Below are 15334 nucleotides of genomic sequence, written 5' to 3' on the forward strand. Positions count from 1 at the left end.
ATGGCGGTGGGTCAGGCGATGAGGATGCCGGGTGTGCCGGCCTCATCGCTAGCAAGCTAGCTCCCACAGGATTGGCGGTGGTCTGCCAGTTCTGCGATGGCTCCCACAGGTTTTGCGGTGGTCTGCCAGTTCCGCGAACACCGCCGAACTGTGCAGGAGCTTGCCTGCAAGCGATGGCGGCGCGTCAGGCGATGAAGATGGTGGCTGTACCGGCCTCATCGCCAGCAGGCTGGCTCCCACAGGTTTGCGGTGGTCTGCCAATTCTGCGAACACCATCGAACCCTGTGGGAGCTGGCTTGCCAGCGATGGCGGTGGGTCAGGCGATGAGGATGCCGGGTGTGCCGGCCTCATCGCTAGCAAGCTAGCTCCCACAGGATTGGCGGTGGTCTGCCAGTTCTGCGATGACTCCCACAGGTTTTGCGGTGGTCGGCCAGTTCCGCGAACACCGCCGAACTGTGTAGGAGCTTGCCTGCAAGCGATGGCGGTGGGTCAGGCGATGAGGATGCCGGGTGTGCCGGCCTCATCGCCGGCAAGCCGGCTCCCACAGTGAATGGCGCAAGGCCGACTGTCGGTGAATGCCCCATGGGTCCCGGTTTGCGGTGGGCACCCGCTTTCGGGCAATCCCCCAACCGTGGGCTATAAACCTATAGGGACGTATCGGGAAGTCGCCGCCATGAACATGCAGTCACCATCGCTTCCGACCGAGGAGGGCAGCCTTCGCCTGAGCTCGCGCAAGCAGCCGTTCAACCTGTTGCGCTGGTTTTCGCTGATCAGCATGGCCGTGATCGGCACGGTGGCCGTGGCGCTGGGGGCGGTGTCGACGCGTTTCGTGATCGATGAAAGCGTACAGCGCGATGCGCTGCTGACCGCGCAGTTCATCCAGGCCATCGCCTCGGCGGAAGTGCGGCATGTCTCGATCCCCAACATCCGCACCATGGGCGATCTGCTCGACTCGCGCCATGACAACGATTTTCCCGATGTCGATCCCGCCGCCCGGGCCAATGCCCGCGACGAATTCCTCGACCACGTCGCGCACTTGCCGGACGTGATCCTGGCCAACATCTACGCCCCCGACCGGCAGGTGATCTGGTCGACCAACCCGGCCCTGATCGGCACGCGCATCCATGCCGACGAAGACCTGGACCGGGCGTTCGACGAGAAGATCCCGGTGTCCGCCAGCTACCACGACGTGGACAAGGGCCGCGAAGAGCAGAAGTTCGTCGTGCCGCCGGAGTACATCTTCATCGAGAACTACATCCCGCTGTTCGATGCCGAGGGCGAGCATGTGACGGCGATGGTGGAAATCTACAAGGAACCCAAGGACCTGATCAGCCGCATGGAGCGCGGGCTGGTGCTGATCTGGCTGGCCACCGCGCTCGGCGGCGGTCTGATCTACCTGGGGCTGTTCTGGATCGTGCGGCGGGCGGCGATCCTGCTGGCGGCGCAGCAAAAGCAACTGATCGCCAACGAAACCTTCGTCGCGCTGGGGGAGATGTCCTCGGCAGTGGCCCACAGCCTGCGCAACCCGTTGGCGACCATCCGTTCCAGCGCCGAGCTGGCGCTGGAATTCGATGCGGGGCCTGCGCACAAGAACATCAAGGACATCATCGGCCAGGTCGACCGCATGTCCAAATGGGTGCGCGAGCTGCTGCAATCGCTGCGCCCGCTCAACGATGACCCGGAGCCGGTGAACCTGGTGGCGGCGCTGCACGATAGCCTCATGGCGTTCGAGCAGCAGATCGCCAAGGCCGGTGTCCATGTGGTGTTCCACCCGCAGGAGACGCCGATGGTGCTCAGCCAACCGGTGCAGCTGACGCAGATCCTCAACAGCCTGTTGGCCAATGCTCTGGAGGCGATGGACAAGGGCGGCACGCTGACCGTCAGCCTGGAGACCGGCGACGGCCGCAGGGTGACGGTGATGCTCAGCGACACCGGCAAGGGCATGAACGAGGAGCAGCGCAGCATGGCGTTCCGGCCGTTCTTCACCACCAAGCAGGGCGGTCTCGGCGTGGGCCTGGTGCTGGTGAAACGGATCATGGAGCGTTTCGGCGGCGGCGTGACCCTGGACAGCCGCGAGGGCGAGGGTACCACTGTCTGTCTGGCGTTCCAGCTCATCCAATGACCGCAAAAAACAATCTGAACTTTCCCCATCACTGGGTGTCAGGCCCCGGTCACCGGGGAGTGGGGAATTCAACGGCGTCTCTAACTCGTTGTTTAAAAAGGCATTAATACTTTGGCGAGGTAATTGCAAAACACCATCACCCCTTCCTTTTGACGAGGCGGCTGGTGATGGACAGAACAACGCGTTACCCCTGCAAGCCATTTCTGCTGACGCCGCTGAGCGTCTTTCTGGCATTGACCCTCGGCACCATGGCCGTCCGGGCCAGCCCCATCGACGACGAAAGCCAGCCGGAGACCTCCGACCCTTCCGCCTACTACGACGAGCCGGCGGACGAGCCGACGGCGCTGAACGCCATCCTGACCATGCCCGAGGCCAACGTCGATTCCTTCGACCTGCCCAACGGCGTCAAAGGCACGCGCGACTCGACCCGCACCGAGAACATCTTGCCGCCGCGGGTGCAGACCAGTTTCAACTACCCCACCAACGGCAAGCCGAGCCCGCTGTACGGCGCCCAGCCGTTCACCCAGCAGTTGACCCTGTTCGAAGAGTTCGGCCCGGAAAAACTCGACCCGACCACCCCTGCCGGGCCGTTGGGCTTTCCGCCGGCGGCCATTGGACCTGCGCCGGCGCAGGATCCGAACAGCGTCGCCCGCAGCGCACCGCCCGGCACCGCGCTGGATGCGTTCTTGCGTCAGCCCGGGCTGACGCCGTTCCCCAGCCAGTTCGCCAACGTGGTGGACCGCAATCCGTGGCAGGCGCAGATCGAACTGTTCCTCAACCGCCACATCGGCTCCTCCGCCGAGGGCCGTCCGCCGGGAAAAGGCTGGGCCCATCAGCGCTGGAACGAGTTCTACCCGCAGGTGGCCTACAAGACCGTGCAGACCGGCGCGCGCCTGAACGGCGGGCTGCGTGACGGCCGGCAGATGCACGGCTACGCGGTCGGCGAATTCGGGCCGGGCGGGCTGTACCACAACGTGGCCGGCGTGCCGGCGACCGACGGCACCGCCAAGGGCGTCGACGCGCGGTTCCACCCGGCCATGCCGGCGCAGAACCACAACTCGGTGTGGACCTTCGACGGCACCTTGCCGCCCAAACTGCTGATGGTGCGCTACGGCCAGCCGGTGCTGATGCGTCACTACAACGGCCTGCCGATCGACCCGTCGGCCAACCGCGGCTTCGGCCTGCACACCATCACCACCCACGAACACAACGGCCACGCCCCGGCGGAGAGCGACGGCTACGCCAACGCGTTCTTCTTCCCCGGCCAGTTCTACGACTACCGCTGGCCGATCCAGCTCGCCGGCTACGACAGCATCAACACCAAGGCCCAGGATCCGCGCGCCGCGTTCCCCTGCGCCCCGGGCGAAACCCTGTGGGTCAACGACATGACGCCAGGCCTCAAGACCTGCGACCACGGCACCATCAAGATCCGCGGCGACTACCGGGAAACCATGAGCACCCACTGGTTCCACGACCACATGCTCGATTTCACCGCGCAGAACGTCTACAAGGGCAACGCGGCGATGATGAACTACTACAGCGCCATCGACCGGGGCAACGAGTCGGTGAACGACGGCGTCAACCTGCGCCTGCCCAGCGGCAGCGCCTTGCCGTGGGGCAACCGCGACTACGACATCAACCTGGTGTTCGCCGACAAGGCCTGGGACCAGGAAGGCCAGCTGTGGTTCAACCCGTTCAACACCGACGGCTTCATCGGCGATCAGGTGCTGGTCAACTGGCAATGGCGGCCGTTCCTCGACGTGCGGGCGCGCAGCTACCGGTTCCGGATCCTCAACGGTTCGGTGTCGCGCTACTTCAAGCTGGCCATCGTGCGTGAGGTCAAAGGCTCCGGCGGCGAGTTCCAGGGGCCGAAGAACTCGGGCGTGTCCTACAGCCGCGTGCCGTTCCACATGATCGCCAACGACGGCAACATCATGGAGCACAGCGTGCCGTTCGACGGCTCCATGGACCTGGACGCCGACGGCGACAAGCAGAACCACAACGCGATCCTGCCGACCCAGGGCATCGCCGAACGGTTCGACATCATCGTCAACTTCGCGAAGAACGGCATCAAGCCCGGCGACAAGCTGTTCGTGGTCAACCTGCAGGCCCAGGACGACGGCAAGGGGCCCAAAGAGGTCATCTCGCTGGCCGACGTGCTGTCGGAGAAATACCTGGCGGTGATCAAGCAGACCAGCAAGGGCCCGCAGTGGGACCGGGGCGACCCGGCGGTGGGCAAGGTTCTGCAGCTCAACGTCAAGTCCTACAGCGGCCAGGACCTGGCCATGGATCCGGCGGCCTATGAACCGGCCAAGCCTGGCAAGGCCGAAGGGCTGACGATGATCCCGCTGAAGATCCACCGCGACAACGCCGCCGACAAGGCCCTGCTGGCCAAGGCCCTGCACCGCACCTTCACCTTCGGCCGCTCCGACGGCACCGACGAGGCGCCGTGGACGATCAAGACCGACGGCGGCTTCGGCTTCCACATGGATCCGCGTCGTCTCAATGCGTCGACCAAACTGGCCAGCGGCCCGACCGATGCCGGCGTCAGCGGCATCGGCACCCTGGAAGTGTGGAACATCAAGGCCGGCGGCAAGGGCTGGAGCCATCCGGTGCACGTGCACTTCGAGGAGGGGATCATCCTCAGCCGTGGCGGCAAGGCTCCGCCTGAGTGGGAAAAATGGGCGCGCAAGGACGTCTACCGCATCGGCTCCGAAGCCGACGGGCTGGACAGTGTGGAGATGGCGATCAACTTCCGCGAGTTCGCCGGCACCTACATGGAGCACTGCCACAACACCCAGCACGAAGACAACTCGATGCTGCTGCGCTGGGACCTCGAGAAACCGGGGCAACTGCAGCTGATGCCGACGCCGCTGCCGAGCTGGGACGGGGTGCGCTACGTCAACTCCGCCGCGCTGCCGACCTTCCGCAGCGGTGACGGCTTCGGCCCGCAAGTGGTGGTCAAGCCATGAACCGGGAGGGAGCGACGATGAAACGGTCGACACTGCGCTCCCAGGCCTGGGGCATGCATCGGGTGCTGGCCCTGGTGGCCTGCCTGCTCGGCGCGCAGGCGCTGGTGGCGCACCAGGCGCACACCGGAGCCGGCACCGCGCCGCCGGCCCCGGCCAGCGAAGCCGCCACCCCGTGGGGCGGCGACTATTTCCCCAACACCCTGCTGACCGACCAGGACGGTCGGCAGGTGCGTTTTTTCGACGACCTGATCAAAGGCAAGGTGGTGGTGATCAACTTCATCTTTACCTCGTGCAGCGATTCCTGCCCGCTGGAGACCGCACGCCTGCGCCAGGTGCAGAAACTGCTGGGGGACCGGGTCGGGCAGGACATCTTCTTCTACTCGATCAGCATCGACCCGCTGAGCGACACGCCGGCAGTGCTCAAGGCGTACGCCCAGCGGTTCAAGGTGGGGCCGGGCTGGCAATTCCTCACCGGCGAATTCGAAGACGTGACCGACCTGCGCAAAAAATTGGGGTTGTTCATCGAAGGCGTCGACAATGGCCGCAACAAGGACCACAACCTGAGCCTGATCGTCGGCAACCAGAGCACCGGACGCTGGATGAAGGCCTCGCCGTTCGAGAACCCGTGGATCCTCGCCGATCAACTGGCCAACACCTTGCACAACTGGAAAGAGCCCAGCACCGAGCAAAGCTACGCCGAAGCCCCGCAAATCCGTCCGCCGAGCAACGGCGAGGAGCTGTTCCGCACCCGCTGCGCCTCGTGCCACAGCCTCGGCCCGCTGGACGGCCAGGGCATCGGCATGCGCAGCATCGGCCCGGATCTGATCGGCGTGACCCGCCAGCGCGACGCCGCGTGGCTCAACCGCTGGATCCGCGAACCGGACCGCATGCTGGCGGAAAAGGATCCGATCGCGGTGCAACTGTTCGAACAGTACGAACGCATACCGATGCCCAACCTGCGCCTGGACGAGGCGTCGGCGCAATCGGTCATCGAGTTCCTGCGCGACGAGACCGAGCGTCAGCATCCTTCTGCGCAACCGCTGGCCGACGGCGCCGCGGCGCCGATTGGCACGGGCCCCGCCAGCGAAACGGTGAGCCGGATGCAATAGCGGCCAAATAGCATCAACGGATCGTGTACCGCAGCCATTGCCACCTACACTCAGTCGTGACGGCGGCTGTAACCGGCCTGATACAACACCACCAGGGCATCCCCATGCAGCGACTGGAAGAACAGACAACATCGGCGCCGAAGGAAACGGCCGCCGCCGGCAGGTTCTGGGGCGGACAGTTCAATCTGCTGCGCTGGTTCTCGCTGGCCAGTTTTTTCATCATCGCGGCGGTGGCGCTGGGCCTGGGCTATGTCTCCACGCGGTTCGTGGTCACCGAAAGCGTGGAGCGCGATGCGCTGCTCACCGCGCAGTTCGTCCAGGCCATCGGCGACGCCGAAATGCGCCACGCCGGCATCAGCGCGCAACGCACCATGGGCGAGATGCTCGACCCGCGCCAGGACGAGAACTATCCGGATGTCGACCCGGTGGCCCACGTCGCCGCCCGGGCGGAGTTCCTCGACCACGTCGAACACCTGCCGGACGGCCTGCTGGCCACGGTCTACGCCTTGGACCGCACGGTGATCTGGTCGACCAACCCGGACCTGATCGGGGTGAAGTTCGAGGATGACGACGAACTGGACGAGTCCTTCGAGATGCAGGTGCCGGTGTCGTCCAGCTACCACAAGATCGACGACGAGAAGCCCGAGCAGAAGCTGTCCCGGGAACCCAAGTACCTGTTCATCGAGAATTACATCCCGATGTTCAACGCCGACAAAAGCAAGGTCGTGGCCATGGTCGAGATCTACAAGGAGCCGGCGGACCTGGTGGAGCGCATCGACCGCGGCTTCGCCTCGATCTGGGTCGCGACCCTGTTGGGCGGGACGGCGATCTACCTGGGGCTGTTCTGGATCGTGCGCCGGGCCGCAGCCCTGCTGCAGACCCAGCAACAGCAGTTGATCAGCAACGAGACCTTTGTCGCCCTGGGCGAGATGTCCTCGGCGGTGGCCCACAGCCTGCGCAATCCGCTGGCGACCATCCGCTCCAGCGCCGAACTCGCTCAGGAGGTCGCCAGCCAAGGGGCGCAGCGCAACATCGGCGACATCATCAGCCAGGTCGACCGCATGTCGCGCTGGGTGCGCGAATTGCTGGTGTCGCTGCGGCCGATGCACGACGACGGCGAGGCGGTGGACCTGCTGCCGGCGGTCGAGGACACCCTCGGCGCGTTCGAGGCGCTGATCCGGCGCAACGGGGTCGAGGTGCGGTTCACGCCCGACGGCTGCCCGCCGGTCGTCAGCCAAAGGGTGCTGCTGACGCAAATTCTCAATAGCCTGTTCGCCAATGCCCTGGAGGCGATGCCCAAGGGCGGCGTGCTGAGCATCGACATCGACGCGCCCCAGGCCGACTGCGTGCGCATGACCCTGGCCGACACCGGCAAAGGCATGAGCACCCAGCAGCAGTTGCTGGTGTTCAAGCCGTTTTTCACCACCAAGCAGGGCGGCCTCGGGGTCGGCCTGGCGCTAGTCAAGCGAATCATGGAGCGTTTTCAGGGCTCGGTCGTCCTGACCAGCAAAGAGCAGGAGGGAACCCGCGTCAGTCTCAACTTCAAAGTGGCATCGGGAGGGGAATATGGAACACAGCATTCTGCTGGTCGAGGATGACGAACTGTTGGCCGAGAATATTCAGACCTACCTGGAGCGCAAGGACTTCGAGGTGACGGTCTGCCATTCGGCCGAAGACGCGTTGGAGCACTTGGGCAGCTTCATGCCGGACGTCGTGCTGACCGACAATTCGCTGCCGGGCATGAGCGGTCACGATCTGATCCAGAAGCTGCGCATCAGCGCGCCGGATCTGAAAGTGATCATGATGACCGGCTACGGCAACGTCGAAGATGCGGTGGTGGCGATGAAGGAGGGCGCCTTTCATTACGTCACCAAACCGGTCGCGTTGCCGGAGCTCAAACTGTTGCTGGACAAGGCCCTGGCCACCGAACGGATGGAGCGCACGCTGTCGTTCTACCAGGAGCGCGAGGCGCAGAAGTCCGGGGTGCAGGCGCTGATCGGCGAATCGGCGCCGATGCACCACCTCAAGCACACCCTCGGCCAGTTGCTCGAAGCCGAGCGGCGCATGACCGGCGGCGACCTGCCGCCGGTGCTGGTGGAAGGCGAGACCGGCACCGGCAAGGAACTGGTGGCCCGCGCGCTGCATTTCGACGGCTCGCGCAGCAAGGGCCCGTTCATTGAGTTCAACTGTGCGTCGATTCCCTCCAACCTGGTGGAATCGGAGCTGTTCGGCCACGAGAAGGGCGCGTTCACCGACGCCAAGGACCGCCGGGTCGGGCTGGTGGAAGCGGCGGACGGCGGCACGCTGTTTCTCGACGAGATCGGCGAAATGGATCTGGTGCTCCAGGCCAAGCTGCTCAAGTTGTTGGAGGATCGCACGATCCGTCGGGTCGGCTCGGTCAAGGAGCGCAAGGTCAACCTGCGGGTGATCAGCGCCACCAACTGCAACCTTGAGCAGATGGTGCAGCAGGGCAAGTTCCGCCGGGACCTGTTCTTCCGCCTGCGGATCATTTCGATCAAGGTGCCGCGCCTGTATGCCCGGGGCGACGATGTCCTGCTGCTGGCCCGGCACTTCCTTGCCAGCCACGGCAAGCGCTACGGCAAGCCGAACCTGCATTTCAGCCAGCAGGCCGAAGAACTGCTGCTCGGCTACACCTGGCCCGGCAACGTGCGCGAGCTGCGCAACATGCTGGAGCAGACCGTGCTGCTGGCGCCGGCCGACACCATCGCCGCCCACCAGTTGAACGTGTGCATGAGCCTGGTGGACGAGCCGGCGCTGCACCAGCACGAGATGCCGCACTTCGAGCCGCGCCCGGCGAGCAACACCGAATCGATGAACCTGCCGGAGGTCGAACGCGACATGGTGCGCAAGATGCTCGACAAGACCGACTGGAACGTCACCAAATCCGCCCGCCTGCTGGGCCTGAGCCGCGACATGCTGCGCTACCGCATCGAAAAGCTGGGCCTGGCCCGGCCTGACAAGCGTCAGTGGTGAACGCAGGATCCGCGTCGCCGCCATCGCCAGCAGGCTGGCTCCCACAGGTATCCCGGGTGTTTGCAGGATCTAGGCACACCGCTAAAACCTGTGGGAGCTGGCTTGCCAGCGATGAGGCCGGCACATCCGGCATCTCTGCTGCCTGCCCCACCGCCATCGCCAGCAGGCTGGCTCCCACAGGGGATCCCCGGTGCCCGCAAGATTCCTGTACACCACCAAAACCTGTGGGAGCTGGCTTGCCAGCGATGAGGCCGGCACATCCGGCATCTCTGCTGCCTGACCCACCGCCATCGCCAGCAGGCTGGCTCCCACAGGTATCCCGGGTGTTCGCAAGATTCATGTACACCACCAAAACCTGTAGGAGCTTGCCTGCAAGCGATGAGGCCGGCACATCCGGCAGCTCTGCTGCCTGACCCTCCGCCCTCCAAGGAGGCCATCACTGTGTCTGAGGGCTGAGGCACTCCAGCAGGCAAGTGGGATCCAGCACCTCGTCGTTGACGTAGATGCCGCGCTCGGCATCGTAGGTGCGCACGAACACCCGCACCGTGGCGTCGGCCACCGTCGGCAATTGCGAGTCGTGGAACACGTGGCGGTCCGGGATGACGATGAAGTCCTGCGGCGACGTGTCGTCGAAGGTCCGCGGCGGCGCAGCCGACAGCGACGGCGGCGCGGGGTGGGCGAAGGGCTGGTCCGCCCCGTAGTAATTGAAGTTGCTGTCCAGCGCCTGGGCCTGAGCGGCGGCGAGCAGACAGCCCGGCAACAGCGACCAAGTGAGCGTTCGCATGGCGGCACCTGTGGAAACGGTTTTCCCCAAGGCTGTTAACTATAGCCGCGCCGCCGGTTACATGTTCCCAACAACTGGCGCCGTCAGGCTGACCTAGACTCGGGCCGCTCAATCACGAGCACCACCCGGAGAGCGCCATGGAAGTGCCGAACCCTCAAGACGCCGTCGCCAGCAACCGTCAGGCCTGGAACGATTCTGCCCGCCACCACCGCGACACGCCCGATTGGCAAGCCCTGCTGGCCGACGTCGCCCAAGCGGACTTCTCCTGCCTGGACGACACCCTGCGCGGCCTGCTGGAACAGGTCGGCGTCGACGGCAAGGACGTGGTGCAGCTGGGCTGCAACAACGGCCGGGAGAGCCTGTCGCTGTTCGCGCTGGGCACGCGGCGGGTCACGGGGATCGACCAGTCGACGGCGTTCCTCGAACAGGCCCGTGAGCTGAACGCGCGTTCACCGCACGACGCGCAATTCATCGAGGCCGACATCCACCGTCTGCCGGCCGAGCTGGACGGCCGCTTCGACGTGGCGCTGATCACCATCGGCGTCCTCAACTGGATGCCCGACATCGGCGCGTTCTTGCGTCATGTCGCCCGGGTGCTCAAGCCCGGCGCACGCCTGGTGATCTACGAAACCCATCCGTTCCTGGAAATGCTCGACCCCGAGGCCGAAGATCCGTACCGCCTCGCCGCGTCCTACTTCCGTGAAGAGCCGTTCGTGCAGGAAGAACCGATCGTCTACGCCGGCAAGGTCGAACAGAAGGCCGCGCCGTCCTACTGGTTCGTGCACACCCTGGGCGCGATCTTCAGCGGCGCCATCGGCGCAGGGCTGAACATCGCGCACTTCAAGGAATACCCGCACTCCAACCGCGAAGAACTGTACGACCGCTACGAAGGGCAGACGGCGCAGGTGCCGATGTGCTTCACCTTGGTGGCGGAAAAGCGCTGAATGTCCCGGCTCCTTCTTCGGATCGCCGCCCGGGGCAAGCCCGCTTCCACAAGATCTTGTGGGAGTCAGCCTGCTGGCGATGGCGTCAGTCAAGGCGCTGCGGGGCAAGATCAAGACAGTAGCCCCTTCGTGAGTCGAGGTGCCCGCAAAATGTGCGGTCACCCTAACCCCAGCCGATATTCAGTGAGTGGTGTGATCGATCACATGCCCCGGCTGGGCGCACAGATCAATGCCAAGGGCATGAATGACCCTGAGCACCGTATCGAATCGAGGTTTTGCGCCAGGCGCGAAAGCTCTGTGCAGGCTTTCACGGCCCATTCCCGAATCCCTGGCGACTTGGGTCATGCCCCGCGCCTTGACCACATGACCGATGGCGCGAAGAAACTCTTCGTTGTCACCGTCAGCCAGCACCTGTGAAAGGTATTCGCTGATGGCCTCGTCACTGTTCAACAGTGATGCCATATCAAAAACCGTCAAAGCCTGACTCACGGTCAAACCTCCTTTGCCATTCTCTTGGCACGCTTGATGTCCGCGCCTTGCGATGATTTGTCTCCTCCTGCCAGCAGAATGATGCAGATGCGATCTCGAAGGGTGAAATACACCCGATAGCCGGAGCCGACATCTACACGCATTTCGGACACGCCGTCTCCTACTGACTTGATGTCGCCTAGATTACCTGCTGAGGCGCGATCAATGCGACGGGCAACAGCAATCTTGGCCCGGAGATCCCGGATTGAGGCGTGCCATGTCGCAAAAGTCGGTGTTTGCTTGATGAGATAGGTCATGGCCTGACTGTATCCAGATGGATACGGTCAGGCAGTCAGCCCATTCGCCACAATGCGTTGAGCATTCATCAATTCATGTAGGCAGTGCTTCTTTGAGTCGTAGGAGGCCTCGGTCAAGCCCGCGCCGCCGTCACCACCGGCCGGCCCGGCTTGCGCAGGGGCTCCAGCCTCGACCCTTGGTAGCGGGTCTCGCGGAACAGGCGCCAGCGGCCGAACAGGCCGTAGACGTGGGTCACGCGGCCCTGTTCGTGGTAACCCATGCGGATGTGCAGCTTGAGCGCCGGGATGTTGTGGGTCTCGCAGACGTCCACCACCTTGTGGCAGCCCTGGGCGGCCATGGCTTCCCAGAGGGCGACCTGGACGTCCACCGACAGGCTGCTGCCGAAGTACGCCCGGGTCATTTCGCCGCCGAACTCGAAGAACTCGCCGGGTTTGACCGGAAATTCGCAGCCGTAGTAGTGGCGGTCGTGGTAGTCGCGCACGCTGCCCCAGATGAACGCCACCGCGTGGCCGTCGGCGTCGAGGTACATGTGCCCGGTATGGCCCTCGGCGGCCAGTTCGGCCATGGTCTGCACGCGGTCGCCGAAATGCTTGGCGAACGCCGTGGCGTTCTCCGGCGTGATGTCCACCCGGCGCAGGCCTTCGTAGGGGCGCAGCTTGTGCGGCGGCACCGGGCTGACCAGGTCGCGCTCCATCCACAGCAGTTCCCAGTGGAAGAACACATAGCGTTTCCACAGGGTGGTGAATGTGCGGCCCAGGCCCTTTTGTCTGATGCGCTCACGCAGCTTTTCGATGACGCTCATGTTGCCCTCCGTGGCCTAGGCCCGGTGCGGTGGATGACGCTTTTTGTGGGTATAGATCACGCCTGCAAAGTCATTGCGAAGTGCCATCTTCGAATGTATTGCAAGGTATGTAAGTCATTCAGGCACAGCGGTGCCGCGCAGCAGTTCCTTGTTCAGGTCGGCGTAGGAAATCCGTGGAACCCCCGTCAGACGACGCTCTAGAACGTGGCTCAGGGACTCGCCCGGTTGCAGGTAGGCGTCGCCGAAGTCGCCGGTCAGCTGCGTCGGGTGGGCGACGATCTCCAGCACGCCGTCGGTCGGCGCGGGCGCCTCGCGCAGATCCACTGGCGTGCAGACGTAGTCCGCCGTGGCGCCGGCCAGGTTTTGCAGGCGACGGTTGAGCAGGCCCTTGAACAGGCGTTTGGGCAGGTTGAGGTTCTGCCCCAGGTTGCGCGCCAGGCGCACCGGCACGCCTTGGCGGGCAGCGAAGCGGGCGACGATCTCGCCGATCGGCCAGATGTTGTGCACGTGCTGGTGGGAGTCCAGATGGCTGGGACGCAGGCCGTGATCGACGCAGCGCTGCCATTGCGCCTGCAATTCCTGCTGCACCGCCTCGCGGTCCTCACGGCCCAGCCACAGGCTGTGGCGCGGCAGGTTGAGGTCGAACACGCCGTGGCTGTCGCAGAAGGTGCGGCGGGCCAGGATGGCCTGGCTCAGGGGCCGTCCGTAGGTCAGGTTGAAGTGCAGGCCGACCCTGCCTTCGAGCAACGGATGGCGGGCCAGGGCGCAGGCCGCCTCGAAGGCCGGCATGTTGGCCATGGCGGTGGCGGAGCTGATGACCCCGGCCTTGAAGGCGCCGAAGATCACCGAGTTTTCGTTCGGGCTGAGGCCGAAATCGTCAGCGTTGACTATGACTTGGCGTGGCATGTTCGCCCTCCGTGGTCGTTGGGGTGGTGTGCGGCGCAGGCTTGGCGTCAGGCGTCGCCCGCTGCGCCCGCCATCGCTGCAGCGCCGGCTTGAGCCGCTGCCAGAGCCGCAGCGCCAGGCCCAGCAGCAGGCCACTGGGGCGCCAGGAGTAGAAGCTCCAGCGCCAGTGCTCCAGTTGCCCGGTCATGCGTTCGTGCAGTTGGTGGCTGGAGTTCTCCAGGCTCACCCGTGAAGCGTCGATCCAGTGCCAGTGCTCGTCCAGTCCCCAGCGGATCCATTCCTCCAGCAGCACCCGGCCGCTGCCGAGGTCCGCGTGCTGCGGCAGGAAGGCGAGGTTGTAGTCATAGAGCCGGCCCTGTTCGAGCAGGCCCAGGCGGTAGCTGAGGCAGCGCCCGTCCAGTTCCAGCGTCACCACCCGCACCCGGCCTTGGGCGGCGAGGGCGGTGAAGGCGCTGTGCATCCAGCGGCGGCTGCGCTCGGTGGCGAAGATGCCGACGCCTTCGTCGCCTTTCCAGCTCACCGCTTCGACTTCGCCGATGGCCTGCAGCAGCGGGCCCATGCTGTCGGCGTCGGGCACGATGCGCCGCACCACCGCGCCGCAGGCGGCGATCCGTTTGCGCGCCCGGCGCAGCTTGTAGCGCGGATCACCGGAGACTTCCTGGCGGTCGGCGTCGCTGATCAGGTGCACCGGCACCCGGCAGCTCAGCCGCCGCTCGCCGGTAGAGCTGACAGCCATCCAGTGGGTGAGGGCGCTCGGCTCGCCCACCGGCTCCGTGAGTTCGTTGAGTTGCAGCAGCGCGTGGGGCATCCGCCGGCGGATCAGCGCCAGCGCCCGGCGCATGCCGGCGGCGTCCAGTTGCGAAAGCAGCGCGAGGCGGTCGGCCAGCGGATGCCCCAGGTGATGCACGACCCGGAAGGGCCAGCCGCCGAACCGTTCGCGCCCGGCCACCAGGGGCAGGCACAGGCGCAATTCGTCCGCTTCCCAGCCCAGCAGAATGTGCAGGCGTTCGTCCTCGCCCAGCGCCTGTTCGGCCGCGCACAGCCAAGCCAGGCTGTTGAACGGCGTGTGGTCCGTCACCCGCAGGCGCAGCGCTTCGTATTGCGCGGCCGGGAAGTCGGGTGCGCACAGCGAGGTGCGCCATTCGAATTGCGCCATAGGGTCAGGTCGCCGGTGCGGTGACAGGTGGACGGGAAGGCTTGCGCAGCGCATCCAGGCGCGAGCCGCTGTAGCGGGTTTCGCGGTAGAAGCGCCAGCGGCCGAACAGGCCGTAGACGTTCATGATCCGGCCCTGCTCGGTGTAGCCCATGCGCAGGTGCAGCTTGAGCGCCGGGATGTTGTGGAACTCGCAGACGTCCACCACTTTGTCGCAGCCCTGGGCGGCCATGGCTTTCCACAGCTCCAGCTGCAGATCCACCGACAGTTCGGTGCCCCAGTAGGCGCGGGTCAGTTCGCCGCCGAACTCGAAGAACTCGCCGGGTTTGACCGGGAATTCGCAGCCGTAGTAATGGCGGTCGTAGTAGTTGTGCGCGCAGCCCCAGATGAACGCCACGGCATCGCCCTGGTCGTCCAGGTGCATGTGCCCGGTGTGGCCTTCGGCGGCCAGTTCCGCCATGGTGCCGACACGGTCGCCGAAGTAGCGGGCGAAGGCACCGGTGTTGGTCGGGGTGATCTTCACCACCCTCAGCGCCGGGTAGGGCTTGAGGCTGTGGGGCGGCACCGGGCTGACCAGGTCGCGCTCCATCCACAGCAGTTCCCAGTGGAAGAACACGTAGCGCTTCCACAGGGTCTTGAAGGTGGCCTTGAGGCCTTTCTGGTGGATCCGCTCGCTGAGTTTTTTCAGGGCATTCATGGTGTTCACTCCTGATGACGGTGCAGGGCGCGGCCGAAGGCCTGCGCGGCAGAACATCACAAGGG

At 65.1% G+C, this 15334-nt stretch carries 13 protein-coding genes; 6 read left to right on the forward strand and 7 right to left on the reverse strand.

Annotated elements, in window-relative coordinates; all coding sequences use genetic code 11:
- The first annotated feature begins 673 nt into the window (after nt 1-673).
- From CAG29_RS26960 to CAG29_RS26980, 5 genes are all read left to right on the forward strand, one after another.
- Nucleotides 674-2122: a sensor histidine kinase gene (locus tag CAG29_RS26960; protein WP_085586727.1), complete on the forward strand. Its 1449-nt coding sequence runs from the start codon at nt 674-676 to the stop codon at nt 2120-2122.
- 167 nt (nt 2123-2289) lie between these two features.
- The gene (locus CAG29_RS26965; protein ID WP_085695409.1) at nt 2290-5094 is read left to right on the forward strand and encodes a multicopper oxidase domain-containing protein; all 2805 of its coding nucleotides are present in this window, start codon (nt 2290-2292) and stop codon (nt 5092-5094) included.
- Nucleotides 5095-5111: 17 nt separating this feature from the next.
- Complete coding sequence (locus tag CAG29_RS26970; protein ID WP_256576808.1) at nt 5112-6203, forward strand: SCO family protein; 1092 nt, start codon at nt 5112-5114, stop codon at nt 6201-6203.
- Between the two features lie 104 nt (nt 6204-6307).
- Nucleotides 6308-7801, forward strand: a complete 1494-nt coding sequence (locus CAG29_RS26975; protein WP_085633992.1) for a HAMP domain-containing sensor histidine kinase — start codon at nt 6308-6310, stop codon at nt 7799-7801.
- Nucleotides 7770-9197, forward strand: a complete 1428-nt coding sequence (locus CAG29_RS26980) for a sigma-54 dependent transcriptional regulator (protein WP_085586731.1) — start codon at nt 7770-7772, stop codon at nt 9195-9197. Before CAG29_RS26975 ends, CAG29_RS26980 begins: the two co-directional genes overlap by 32 nt.
- Nucleotides 9198-9633: 436 nt before the next feature.
- On the opposite strand, the gene CAG29_RS26985 is transcribed toward CAG29_RS26980, so the two are convergent.
- A complete protein-coding gene (locus CAG29_RS26985; protein ID WP_085633994.1) occupies nt 9634-9981 on the reverse strand; it encodes a hypothetical protein in 348 nt (115 codons plus the stop codon).
- Between the two features lie 137 nt (nt 9982-10118).
- On the opposite strand from CAG29_RS26985, the gene CAG29_RS26990 reads away from it, so the two are divergent.
- A complete protein-coding gene (locus CAG29_RS26990; RefSeq protein WP_085695411.1) occupies nt 10119-10925 on the forward strand; it encodes a class I SAM-dependent methyltransferase in 807 nt (268 codons plus the stop codon).
- A 180-nt stretch (nt 10926-11105) separates the two neighbouring features.
- Here CAG29_RS26990 and CAG29_RS26995 read toward each other — a convergent pair whose 3' ends face one another.
- The 6 genes from CAG29_RS26995 to CAG29_RS27020 all read right to left on the reverse strand — a co-directional run bounded on the left by CAG29_RS26995 (nt 11106) and on the right by CAG29_RS27020 (nt 15269).
- Nucleotides 11106-11414 carry an addiction module antidote protein gene (locus CAG29_RS26995; RefSeq protein WP_085586734.1) on the reverse strand — a complete coding sequence of 103 codons (309 nt, stop codon included), beginning with the start codon at nt 11412-11414 and terminating at the stop codon, nt 11106-11108.
- Nucleotides 11415-11416: 2 nt separating this feature from the next.
- Nucleotides 11417-11710 (reverse strand): type II toxin-antitoxin system RelE/ParE family toxin, encoded by a 294-nt coding sequence (locus CAG29_RS27000; RefSeq protein WP_085586735.1) that lies wholly within the window; start codon nt 11708-11710, stop codon nt 11417-11419.
- Between the two features lie 113 nt (nt 11711-11823).
- On the reverse strand, nt 11824-12513 hold the full coding sequence (locus tag CAG29_RS27005) for a GNAT family N-acetyltransferase (RefSeq protein ID WP_085695412.1): 690 nt from the start codon (nt 12511-12513) through the stop codon (nt 11824-11826).
- 114 nt (nt 12514-12627) lie between these two features.
- A complete protein-coding gene (locus CAG29_RS27010) occupies nt 12628-13419 on the reverse strand; it encodes a ChbG/HpnK family deacetylase (protein ID WP_085586737.1) in 792 nt (263 codons plus the stop codon).
- Nucleotides 13391-14575 carry a GNAT family N-acetyltransferase gene (locus CAG29_RS27015; RefSeq protein WP_085633998.1) on the reverse strand — a complete coding sequence of 395 codons (1185 nt, stop codon included), beginning with the start codon at nt 14573-14575 and terminating at the stop codon, nt 13391-13393. Before CAG29_RS27015 ends, CAG29_RS27010 begins: the two co-directional genes overlap by 29 nt.
- A 4-nt stretch (nt 14576-14579) precedes the next feature.
- Nucleotides 14580-15269, reverse strand: a complete 690-nt coding sequence (locus CAG29_RS27020) for a GNAT family N-acetyltransferase (RefSeq protein WP_085586739.1) — start codon at nt 15267-15269, stop codon at nt 14580-14582.
- Nucleotides 15270-15334: the final 65 nt, after the last annotated feature.

The sequence above is a fragment of the Pseudomonas sp. B7(2017) genome, assembly GCF_002112745.1.
In the GTDB taxonomy this organism is placed as follows: Bacteria; Pseudomonadota; Gammaproteobacteria; order Pseudomonadales; family Pseudomonadaceae; genus Aquipseudomonas; species Aquipseudomonas ekonensis.